The 1,554-nt window shown below is 50.6% G+C and carries 2 protein-coding genes; both read left to right on the top strand.

All coding sequences use genetic code 11. From position 1 onward, the window contains the following. The first annotated feature begins 133 nt into the window (after positions 1-133). Positions 134-787, top strand: coding sequence for a transposase (locus E1J53_RS23780; RefSeq protein WP_154640296.1), 654 nt, complete (start codon positions 134-136; stop codon positions 785-787). A 12-nt stretch (positions 788-799) separates the two neighbouring features. Beyond that, positions 800-1,480, top strand: coding sequence for a transposase (locus tag E1J53_RS23775; protein WP_134271166.1), 681 nt, complete (start codon positions 800-802; stop codon positions 1,478-1,480). Positions 1,481-1,554: the final 74 nt, after the last annotated feature.

Below are 1,554 nucleotides of genomic sequence, written 5' to 3'. Positions count from 1 at the left end.
TAGTCGTCCCTGAAAAACATATCGATTCTCATTTAAACATCTGATAATCAGTCTTTATCTTGGTCCTGACGTCGTTTGTGGATATTAGTTTTTTGCCAGAAACGGCCATTTTGATACCAAAAGCTTGCAAAAAATGAAGGGGAGTTTGCCCGATGAGCGCCAGGGTGACCTGTTTCGTTCTCGTTTGGATTCGATTTTAAGCCTGGAACACGAGTTGTGTAAACTGGCCGATGAGCTGGATTGGGACTGGCTTGATGAAGAGTTATCAGTATACTATTCGGATGAGGGCAGACCGAGCATTCCGGTACGGACGATTGCCGGCATGTTGTTGCTCAAGCAGATGTTCAATGAGAGCGACGAGTCGGTTATACGGCGCTGGGTGGAGAACCCCTACTGGCAATACTTTACCGGGGAGACCTACTTTCAACATAAGCCTCCATTTGACCCCACGGACTTTGTCTATTTCCGCAAACGAGTCGGTGACCAAGGCATGGAAAAGGTGTTGAGCCTCACCGTTCGTCTTCACTTTGGCAGCGAAGTGGAGCAAGAAGTTCTGGTGGACACGACCGTTCAGGAAAAGAACATCACTTACCCAACGGATATAAAGCTGGCCCTGAAGATCATTGATTACTGCTGGTCTTATGCTGAAGCAGAGGGTATTCAACTACGGCAGTCTTACCGGTTTGTGCTCAAGAATTTGAGGTTGAAGTGTTTTAACGCCAGCCATCCAAGAAGGCGCAAAGCGGCCCGCAAGGCGCAACGTAAGATCAAGACGATCGCCGGTTGATTGGTGCGCGATGTGCGACGCAAGATGAGTGCGGAGGCGCTTGATTACTATGGCGTTAGCCTTTCCTTATTCTTGCAGGTGCTGGCCCAGAAGCGAGGCGACAAGAATAAGCGCTACAGTCTGCACGAGCCTGCGGTATGGTGTATTGCCAAGGGTAAAGTATCCAAGAAGTATGAGTTCGGCTGCAAAGTAAGTGTGGTCCGGGGAGCCCACAGTGGCGTCATTGTTGGCATGAAAAACTTCCCTGGCAATCCCTACGACGGCAACACCTTGGAAGCCAGCTTGGATCAGGTAGAACGAATCAGAAAAGATGCTGGTGGCAACCGTCCGTCCATTGCCGTGGGAGATCGCGGTTATCGCGGACCAAAGATGGTGGGGACCACCCAAATCTGTATCCCGGGACGAGGAAGAAAAGACCAGACGTATTACGAAAAACAGAAGCAGCGAAAACGCTTCCGCCGCCGAGCGGGTATCGAGCCGGTGATCGGTCACCTCAAACATGATCACCGAATGCTGAGAAACTACCTGCACGGAGAATTAGGAGATGCGATCAATTGCTTGCTGGCCGGAGCGGCCTTCAACCTCAAAATGCGCCTGAACCAAATTAGGGCGCTTATTTGGCGAGTTTTGGCCCTGATGAGCGGCTGGGTAGTGCCGCAGAAAAGCCATAATCGGAGGCTACTCCCGATCTGAACGATAAACCCTAACCTGAAAAATCGCTTATCCACGTGGTGAGCCTGCAAGGAGTAGCTTTTTCAGGGACGACT

It is taken from the genome of Lewinella sp. W8, assembly GCF_004375085.3.
Lineage (GTDB): Bacteria > Bacteroidota > Bacteroidia > Chitinophagales > Saprospiraceae > Neolewinella.
The sequence above is the reverse complement of the archived record's forward strand: the minus strand, read 5'-3'. Positions and strand labels throughout refer to the sequence as shown.

What these genes read in the sequence shown, in the direction of transcription:
- E1J53_RS23780 (WP_154640296.1), top strand. Translation starts at nt 134, where the DNA reads ATGAAGGGGAGTTTGCCCGATGAGCGCCAGGGTGACCTGTTTCGTTCT.